Source organism: Cryobacterium sp. MLB-32 (genome assembly GCF_000738085.1).
Classification (GTDB): Bacteria; Actinomycetota; Actinomycetes; order Actinomycetales; family Microbacteriaceae; genus Cryobacterium.
Genome location: NZ_JPRS01000069.1, coordinates 18,360 through 27,432 on the forward strand (window position 1 = coordinate 18,360; position 9,073 = coordinate 27,432).

The 9,073-nt window shown below is 64.6% G+C and carries 7 protein-coding genes; 5 read left to right on the top strand and 2 right to left on the bottom strand.

Going from position 1 to position 9,073, the window contains the following annotated elements:
* Window positions 1–48: 48 nt before the first annotated feature.
* The 4 genes from JF66_RS09050 (at window position 49) to JF66_RS09065 (ending at window position 5,860) form a co-directional block, all read left to right on the top strand.
* Window positions 49–3,600 carry a glycosyl hydrolase gene (locus JF66_RS09050; RefSeq protein WP_081882266.1) on the top strand — a complete coding sequence of 1,184 codons (3,552 nt, stop codon included), beginning with the start codon at window positions 49–51 and terminating at the stop codon, window positions 3,598–3,600.
* A 234-nt stretch (window positions 3,601–3,834) separates the two neighbouring features.
* Window positions 3,835–4,710: a signal recognition particle-docking protein FtsY gene (gene ftsY, locus JF66_RS09055; RefSeq protein WP_035877217.1), complete on the top strand. Its 876-nt coding sequence runs from the start codon at window positions 3,835–3,837 to the stop codon at window positions 4,708–4,710.
* A gap of 41 nt (window positions 4,711–4,751) precedes the next feature.
* Window positions 4,752–5,255 carry a DUF2004 domain-containing protein gene (locus tag JF66_RS09060; RefSeq protein ID WP_035877221.1) on the top strand — a complete coding sequence of 168 codons (504 nt, stop codon included), beginning with the start codon at window positions 4,752–4,754 and terminating at the stop codon, window positions 5,253–5,255.
* Between the two features lie 155 nt (window positions 5,256–5,410).
* Complete coding sequence (locus JF66_RS09065) at window positions 5,411–5,860, top strand: cytidine deaminase (protein WP_051973335.1); 450 nt, start codon at window positions 5,411–5,413, stop codon at window positions 5,858–5,860.
* Here JF66_RS09065 and JF66_RS21655 read toward each other — a convergent pair.
* Window positions 5,772–7,370, bottom strand: coding sequence for an HNH endonuclease signature motif containing protein (locus JF66_RS21655; RefSeq protein ID WP_051973336.1), 1,599 nt, complete (start codon window positions 7,368–7,370; stop codon window positions 5,772–5,774). The two genes, JF66_RS09065 and JF66_RS21655, sit on opposite strands and share 89 nt — an antisense overlap.
* A gap of 991 nt (window positions 7,371–8,361) precedes the next feature.
* Between JF66_RS21655 and JF66_RS22945 the strand changes: the two genes are divergently transcribed.
* Window positions 8,362–8,517, top strand: coding sequence for a hypothetical protein (locus tag JF66_RS22945; RefSeq protein WP_156109712.1), 156 nt, complete (start codon window positions 8,362–8,364; stop codon window positions 8,515–8,517).
* 41 nt (window positions 8,518–8,558) lie between these two features.
* Here the strand turns inward: JF66_RS22945 and JF66_RS09080 are convergent.
* A partial coding sequence (locus JF66_RS09080) for a GNAT family N-acetyltransferase (RefSeq protein WP_051973337.1) occupies window positions 8,559–9,073 on the bottom strand: 515 nt, incomplete at its 5' end.

A 9,073-nucleotide genomic window follows, 5' to 3' on the forward strand; every position in this document is an offset into this window, starting at 1 on the left:
CGCCTCCGGTGCCGCAATGCGGCGGCCCGGGTAGCGCAAGGGGACTAGATGAGTACCATCGACTACGTCAGCGCACCACTGCACAGCCGGGGGAGGCGAGAAAAGCGGAAGACCGGGACGCGACGCCTGGCCGTCATGACCGCGGCAGCCGTGCTTCTCAGCGGTCTCGGCGCGGTCGGTGTGGCCCAGGCCGAGACCATGCCGGTCGGCACCGGCAGTTACACGACGGATGCCGTCGGAGCCGCGCCAGAGGGCTGTGATCCCCTCGCGACGAACGCCCGCGCGTTCCTGACCGACACGGCCCCGGAGGGAGCGGTGCCGACCAACGACTGGTGGTCATCGCTGGTCTTCAAGAAGTACAACTGTGCCTACAGCGAGCCGCTGCACGCCCACCCGTCCTCCTACCTTCCGCAGGCGGCCGGCCTCGGATTCTCCACCACTCGCGACCCGGTCATGTCCGGCACGCCGGGTGGTGTCGGTGAGTTCCATTACCCCTATGCCGAGGACGTCGTCGTCGGCATCGCCGGCCTCAACGCGCCCGTGGTCAAGGTCGCCGACTGGAGCGACTGGACGGTCACTCCGTCGTGGAGCGACGGCACCCGGACGATGACGGCCACCATCGGCCACGGTCTGCCGTTCAGCTGGTTCGACATCGACGGCGGCGATGCGGTTGTCTCCGCCGGCTCCGACCTGCGCGTATGGCTGAAGGATGGCGAGCAGATCGGCTTCTCGTCCGGTGGCGCCGACTACGTCGCTTATGCGCCCACGGGGTCCACCTGGTCGGTGACCGGTACGACTCTCACGAGCGACCTTGGTGGCAAAGGCTACCTGTCCGTTGCCACCCTGCCGACCGCTCCCGCCGACAGCGATGCGGCACGTCTCGCTGTCGTTGAGGCATACGAACCCTACGCGTATGCCAAGGTGGTCGGCACTCACGCCGACTACGACTACGACGAGTCCACGAGTGTGGTGCGCACCACCTATTCCGCCGCGACAATACCGATGGAGGGAACCAACGAGGGCACTGTGCTCGCGCTGTACCCGCATCAGAGTGTCTACCTCGACGGTGTGACCGGTGACGGTCCCACGAGCGGTGTCACCTCTGACCACACCTACGTCTCCGCTCGGGGTGACATGACGACGCTCATCGGAGCCACGTCGTTCACGACGGCGACCCCGTTCACGGGCGTGCTGCCCGAGATTCCCTCGGTCGCAACGGCAGCCGGTGACGCGAATGCGCGCCTGGACGCGCTGTTGGACCAGGTTGCGTCCGACCCGATGGGCGCTGTGAAGGACGACACGTACTGGACCGGCAAGGCGCTCGGGCGTGCAGCCCGCATCGTTGAGATCGCCGATCAGCTCGACCGAACGGCTGTGCGCGACACTGCGCTGGCGCAAATCAGGGATACGCTCTCGAACTGGTTCACGGCTTCCCCGGGCGAGAGCAAACAACTCTTCGCGTACAACGAAAACTGGGGCACCCTGATCGGCTACCCGGCGTCGTACGGTTCCGACAAGGAGCTCAACGACCACCACTTCCACTACGGCTACTTCGTGGTCGCCGCGGCGACGCTGGCGCGGTTCGACCCCGACTGGGCGTCCCAGGCTGCGTATGGCGGCATGGTCGACGAGCTGATCGCGGACGCAAACAACTTCGACCGCACCGACAACCGCTACCCGTACCTTCGCGACTTCGACATCTACGCGGGTCACGACTGGGCATCCGGCCACGGAGCCTTCGGCGCCGGCAATAACCAGGAATCAAGTTCCGAAGGGCAGAACTTCGCCAACGGCCTGATCCAATGGGGGACCGCGACCGGGGACACCGCCACCCGCGACGCCGGGATCTACCTTTATGCCACCCAGACCGCCGCGATTCAGCAGTACTGGTTCGACGAATCCGGCGCAATGCCGGATTCATTCGGGCACAGCACCGCGGGAATGATCTGGGGTGACGGTGGCACCTACTCCACCTGGTTCAGTGCGGAGGCCGAGATGATCCAAGGCATCAACACTCTGCCGATCACGGGCGGGCATCTCTACCTGGGCCTGCGACCCGCCGACGTCGTCGAGAACTACGGCGAGATGGTCGACGTCAATGGCGGCAACCCGACGGTGTGGCAGGACGTTCTCTGGTCATATCTCGCACTCGGCGACGCTCCAGCCGCACTCGCCAAGCTCGACAACGATCGCGAGTACCCCGTGGAGGAGGGCGAGAGTCGGGCGCACACCTTCCACTGGATTGCCAACCTGGCGGCGCTGGGAACGCTCGAGACCGCGGTGCATGCCAATGATCCGATGGCCGCGGTGTTCACGAAGGATGGCGCGAAGACCTACGTCGCGAGCAATATCACTCAGGCGCCGATCACGGTGACCTTCACCGACGGCACCGTCCTCGATGTTCCCACAGGCAAGACGGTGACGTCCGGCGCGCAGGTGTGGAGCGGTGGCGGAGCCCCGAGCGGTACCGAGGTTCCGCCAACGGATCCGCCGACTCCTCCGGCGGCAACCCAGACTGACCTGTTCCTCACCACCACGGGATCTCTCGCGAATCAGGCCGGCACGGCCGAGACCGCAACGCTCGCCCCGCGGTCCGGTCCCGACGCCGTCGGTGATCCCTCCACGGGTCTGGTCCTCACCGCTACGAACCTGTCCGGCACGTTTGCAGGAAGTCGCACCGCGTTCGATATCGGGATCGACACTCTGGGGGTCGGAAACGGAACCCGGCTCCGGGTCTCCTACGACCTGACGGGAGATGGCACCTTCGATCGGATCGAGAAGTTCAACTACTTCCCGACCGACCCTGTGCCCGGCTACGAGCGCTACACCACAGATGCTGCGTTCGAGAGCGTCGAAGGCGAGTTCGGGCCACTGGTCGGGGGCACGGTGAAGGTCGAACTCTGGAACGTGCTCGGCACAGCGCCGTCGACGGTCGACCTCGCAACATCCGTGGTGAAGGTTCCGTTCGCCGACCTCACCGTGACGGACCCCGGTCCCGACACGGGACCAGAGCCCGAGCCTGCCGTGGTTCCGGGCGCACCGGCCGAGGTGTCGCTCTCTCCCGTGGACGGCACGACGATCGCTGTGGTCTGGGAAGCACCCGCAGCAACGGGTACCAGTCCCGTCTCCGACTACAGGGTGCAGTACCGGGTCGCTGGTGCTCAGCAATGGACCAGGTTCTTCGACAGCGTCACGGCCGCCCCCGGTGCCACGATCACCGGGCTCACCCCTGCCACGCACTACCAGGTGCGGGTCCGAGCGACATCAGCGTCGGGCCTCGGCACTTACTCCACGCCGGTCGAAGCGTCGACTGCCTCGCCGCCCTCCGAGCCCCGTGGAGCGGTCGTCAAGGTGATGGGCAAATCACTGAAGGTGACCTGGACGGCACCCCTCGCGGATGGTGGTTTCCCGATCACGGACTACGCGATTGCGACGTCCGTCAACGGAACCGACTGGAGCACGGTCGGCGACGGTGTCAGCACTGCCACGAGCATCAAGGTCGCCGGGCTGACGGGGAAGACGACCTACACGGTCAGAATCGCCGCGGTCACCGCCATCGGGACGGGGGCCTGGCTGACCACGCAGGCCACCACGAAGTAGCGCAGACAGGAGGCTCCCGCACCGATTGTGGTGCGGGAGCCTCCTGTCTGGTCCGGGTCTGGGTCTGGGTCTGGTTCGCCTGCCTGCACCGGCCTGCAGCCTCGCTCGTGTCGGGAGGCAGCACCCGTGCTCGGACCCCGTCTGGGCGGTCACGGTTGCGAGCGTCGATCGGGAGCTCGGTATTCACGCGGTGACTGCACGGTCTTGGGACGTTTCGCGCCCTAGGCTAGAGGTATGGCAGAACGCACCCCGTGGTCACTTTCCGGCGCTCTGCGCGGCATGTTCACGAAGAAGACGATCGACGGCGAAACCTGGGACGACCTGGAAGACGCGCTGATCAAGGCCGACTTCGGGCCCAACATCACCGAGGCGGTCGTGGCTGACCTGCGCGCCAAAGTCGCCAAGTACAACACGACCGACCCCAAAGACCTGCAGCGGATGTTGCGCGAGGGCATCGAGGAACGGCTGTCACGGCTCGATTCCACGCTGACGCTCAGCGAACGACCCGCCGTGGTGCTCGTCGTGGGCGTGAACGGCGTGGGCAAGACCACGACCATCGGCAAATTCGCCAAGTTCCTGAACACGTACGGGCGCACCGTGATCGTCGGGGCGGCCGACACCTTCCGAGCGGGTGCCGTGGACCAGCTCGCGACCTGGGCCGAACGGGCCGGTGCGCAGATCGTGAAGCCGCAGATGGTCGGCCAGGATCCGGCGGCCGTTGCCTTCCAGACCGTGGAGAAGGCAAAGAACGAGGGTATCGAGATCGTCATCATCGACACCGCCGGTCGCCTGCACACCAAGGGCGGGCTCATGGATGAGCTCACCAAGATTCGACGGGTGGTCGAGAAGCAGGCGCCCATCGCCGAGGTACTGCTGGTTCTCGACGCCACAACCGGTCAGAACGGTCTTGCCCAGGCGGAGGCCTTTATTCAGCACGCAGGTGTGACCGGGCTCGTGCTCACCAAACTTGACGGCTCGGCCCGGGGCGGTTTTGTGCTCGCCGTGCAGGAACGAACCGGTATTCCGATCAAGCTCGTGGGACAGGGTGAGGGCATCAACGACCTCACCGGTTTCACCCCACATGTTTTCGCCCAGAAACTCATCGGCTGACCGATGACCCCGACCATTATGAATTTTAGAAAGAGGACGACATGACTATTGAGCACGATTTCTTCGGAATCCTCGGCAGCGATGACGCCGGTGAGGTGTACTGGTCGGAGACGGCCGAACTCGGCGATCAGGACATCGAAGTCGACCTCAGCTCGCCCGACGAGGATGCGGTCACAAGCGAGGCCCTCGATATCGCCGCGGCCATGATCAACAACATTGAAGACCTTGACTCGGCTGCCAGGGAGTCCCTCGTGGCCGAGTTGACGACCAAGGCCACGCCCACCTCGACCTACATCGACCAGCACGTGGCCGAGATGGATCCTGAGGCTCTCGCGGACGCCATCATCTGGGACTCCGGCGACCAGCAGATCGACTTCTTGCGCTCGCTGCGCCTGCAGCGCATCGGATTCCACCCGCATCACACCGGCGGCGACGAGCACTTCGCCCTGCTCGAGTACTCCATCAGCCCCGACGACACCGACTCGCTGCTCATCGTGGCGATCGACATCAACGGCGACACGGTGCAAATCTCGATCGAAAACTAGTCCGCACCCGGCCCTATCAGTCTCGTTCGTGTCGGTCTCGGCCCAAAGCTGCTGGCCCCTCCTCTACGGGTGAACCGGGCGTGCAAGCAGGTTGTATCGGTGCGACGGTGTTCTGCCGCAGCGTCGACTCGTGCACGAGCCCTAGGCTCAGCGCTATGGACATGCGAGAGCTCACCGACCACGATCTGAATCTCATCGCGCGAGCGGCGGAAGTAATCGATGCCAACGCCGACGTCGAAGGCGGGGTGCACACCGTTGGGGCCGCCGTGCGCGATACCGATGGTCGAATCCACGTGGGGGTCAACCTGTATCACTTCACGGGTGGGCCATGCGCTGAGTTGGTGGCGCTCGGCACGGCACGGGCCTCCGGTGCGCGGGAGTTGACGACGATTGTCGCGGTCGGAGACAGCGGTCGCGGAGTCAAGGCGCCGTGTGGTCGCGATCGGCAGGTGCTCGCCGACTACCATCCGGGTATCCGGGTGATTGTGCCGACGTCCGTGGGCGTTCGCAGCGTCGCTATAGCCGATCTCCTGCCGCTGGGTTTTGATTGGCTGGCCGAGCAGAGTGCCTTCGCCGAACGCGCGACATACCTGGACGCCAGCTGAGGTTGTGGTCATCTAAGAACGAGCAGTCGATCAGAAGAACAATCGGTGGCCGACTGTCGCTTCTCTCGGTCTGCCGGCCGCGGGTCAGATCGTCAGAGTGGGCAGTCGCTTGAGTCGGTGACCGGTATCGTCCACGGGTTGATGTATCGCCGAGGTGCCTTCGCCGATCCGGGTTCGACCGCGGGGATCGTGGGGCGGAGGCGGGTGGCGGGGTGGGTGGCGTAGTGCTTGCCGGCCGGGCTGGTCCAGTTGAGGGTGCCGTGCTTATCTTGTTCGACCTCCCACCTGTTTCGTGTTTGATCCGGTGACTGCGTTTGCAGAGGTTCGCGAGGTTTGAGAACACGGTTTCGCCGCCGGATTCCCAGGGGATGGTGTGGTCGATGTCGCAGTCCTGCGCGCGGCGGTTGCACCCGGCGGCGCGGCACGATCCGTCGCGCAGTTGCAGCCAGCGCCGGAGTTCTGTCGGCACCTTGTACTTTGTGCGTCCGAACGAGAGCACCGCGCCCGTCTCCGGGTGGATGAGGATGCGGGTGAAGCTCGATGCGGTGCCGGCGATGCGGCGGGCGGTTTCCGGGTCGATCGGCCCGAACCCCTCCAGAGTGCCGGGTTCTTCACTCTTACCCATCAGGGTGAGCACGGGCACGGTGACGTACACGTTGCCGCGAATCCCCGCGCCGAGCCCCGTCGCGGTAACGCCGCCCAAAAGCAGGTCTACGGCGACGTCGGTGCGCAGTTGCGGGAGCGTGCGGGTTTCGACAGGCTCAACCAGCGATGAGGACTGGAGGTTCTTCGCCATCGCCTCAACCCGATCACGGATCGCACTGGCATCCTCATTGCTCAGAGTCATCTCCAGGTACGCCATGCCGTCACGGCCCGGGCCGACAAAGAAGCACCGGTCAGCGAGGGCGCGTTTGTGCCGCACGGCGATCGACTCAGGATGCGTGAGTTCCCGAATGCGGATGGCCTTCTTCGTGAACTGCGGCACCGTGAGCGTCTCACTCTCAGTCAGAGCCTCTCGTTCGAAGTCCTGCCAGGCCTCATCAGGGAGGGCCAGAACGTTGTCGATGATGACCTCGACGTGGCGGTAACTGATGTCCCCACGCGTCAGGGCTGCTCGGGTGGCGGGCAGCTTGTGCTGCAGGAGTTCGCTGTGGCACATGAGGTTGCGGGTGCAATTCTCCGTCAGCGTCAGCAGGCACGCGAGTTCAGCGACGAGGCCCTCGTGAGCGGCCGTCATTGACGACCACTCCACGTACCCTTTCCTTCCACGAGCGGCCGTGGTGGGTCGGCCGGTCTCGGCCGTCGCCCGGGTCCAGCGCATGATCTCATCGACCGCGGCCGCCCGCGCGGCCTGCGCCGCGCAGATCGCTCGGTCGTGCTCTTTCACCGCATCGAGCAAGCGGAGCTGGGTGTCGGCTGCTGCGCGCTGTTCGGGCGTCAGGCCGACGGGTTCGGGCGGGCTGCTGCCCGCGGCGTCCTCCGGTGGAGGAACTTCATTGGTGTTCTCCATGAAATAAGGATCCCACGCACCACTGACACTGTTCGAGAAAAGCTCACCATTGTGGAGAAGTTATTCGAAGCATTATTCGCCTCTAAGATGGCAAGATCGGCTCACGAGGTCTCGACAAGCTCGACCAGCGGGATGGGGCGTTGTGGGGATCAGCCCACGGGGTCTCGACAGGCTCGACCAGCGGGAGGGGGCGTTGTGGGGATCAGGTCACGAGGTCTCGATACTGGTCTCGACAAGCTCGACCCGAGCGTTCCTCGCTCCTCGACCAGCGGCTTGGGGTGTCGGGGGATCAGGTCTCGGGGTCTGACAGGCTCGGCCGCGTAACGACACCGCACACGAAATCTCGACGAGCCTGCCCGCACGAGGAACAGCCACGGCAAACAGATCTGGGTCAAATCGTCCGGCGGGCGAATGCGCCGGTTCTGTGTCGCAGGGAAACGGGCTGCGGGATATGTGTCCAGCCGACCACAGGGCCACTTATTGACACCTGTTCGATTCACTGCGACGTTGGAGGAAGTTCCTTGACCCGGGTGGGTGCTCATCACCCAAGGCGTCGGAACACGCACTGCCGCAACGAGGGGGAACCAAATTGTCTACAACAGCATTGTCCGGCTCACATATCGCAGACGGGCGCAGGACTCGGACGCGAGGAGGGCCAGCCTTCGTCCTTGCACTTGGCGCCTTCGTGGGCCTCCTCACGGGATGCAGCAGCGTGGCTGACGGTGACACCGGTTCGCCGGGGAAGCCTCTCGAGCTGCGTCTGGTGGTCTCTTCTGTTAGTGGTCCCTGCACTGCGCCGGCTCTGACCTCAGACGGCCCAGCGACCGCATGTGACAGGGGCGGAACCATTACCTATGAGTTGGGAAAATCGCTGGGTACTGTCACACCGACGTCCGTAGCGCTCCCCGAGGTTCCAAGCTCGGCAGATTCGGTCCTCATTGAGCTGAACGAGGGTGATTCCGGCACGCTCGGCGAGGTTACCCGCGAGGCTATGAATAAGAATCTGGCCTTCGTCCTCGACGGCCGGGTCCTCTCCGCACCGCGGGTGATGAATGCCGTCACCACCGGCCAGATAGCGCTGGGGTTCGGTTCTGCTGCCGAGGCTGAGCAGGTTGCCGCAGAGATGAGTACGACCGCAACTCCCTAATGGCACAGGCCTGGCATACCCGTCGGTCGATGTAGGGAATCCTAAACGTTCTCGATCAACCAGCGAAAGGCATCGTCTGCGAGATCCCGATCTGAGAAGACTTCCCCAGTGATGCCCGCTCCGGTTGCAGCCATTGTTGGTCCTTCCCACACCTTGTTCAGCCCGGCGCGCAACGCGACCCGCGCCGAAGCAGGATTATTGGACAGGACGCGGGCCGTGATGGCAACTGAGTCATTCTGGGCTCGGACGGCAGCCACCGCACCGCGGGCGATTTCCGTAGCGAAACCTCGACCCCACGCGGCCGGGGAGAGACGATACCCGAGGTTCCAGACGAGTGCTGGAGTCATGTTCACTCCGCCCGTACCGATGAACGTGCCCGCTGTCAGAGCTTCGTTAGCTCCTTGGACACCCACACGCACCGCCCATTGACCGATGTCGTGCTCACGACTGCTCGTGATGGCGTCTTCGATGATCTGTCTGGACTGCTCTCGAGTGTGGTGACGCCCCACGGGCAGGTGCTGCCACGTGTTGGGATCGCTGTAAACGCCAAAGACTG